The sequence below is a fragment of the Bradyrhizobium sp. Kon56 genome (assembly GCF_055807635.1).
Window position 1 is genome coordinate 1 of record NZ_JBVVOU010000220.1, and the last position, 354, is coordinate 354.

Below are 354 nucleotides of genomic sequence, written 5' to 3' on the forward strand. Positions count from 1 at the left end.
TCATCCCTTGATAGCCTGAGAACCCTTAAAACCCTGCAAATAGACAGCAAGACCTACCACTATTTCAGCCTGCCCGAAGCCGCCACGAGCCTGGGTGACCTGGACAAGCTGCCGATGTCGCTCAAAGTGCTGCTGGAAAACCTGCTGCGCTGGGAAGACGCCAAGACCGTCACCGGCACTGACCTGAAGGCCATCGCCGCCTGGCTCAAGCAACGCCAGTCCGACCGTGAGATCCAGTACCGCCCTGCCCGCGTGCTGATGCAGGACTTCACCGGCGTGCCCGCCGTGGTTGACCTGGCCGCCATGCGCGCCGCCGTGGCCAAGGCCGGCGGCGATCCGCAGCGCATCAACCCG

1 protein-coding gene is annotated in these 354 nt (G+C 63.8%); it reads left to right on the forward strand.

Annotated features, from left to right (window positions below; all coding sequences use genetic code 11):
• Positions 1 to 354 (forward strand): aconitase family protein (locus AC0L3B_RS38715; protein WP_473382941.1); only part of this gene is annotated, 354 nt, incomplete at both ends.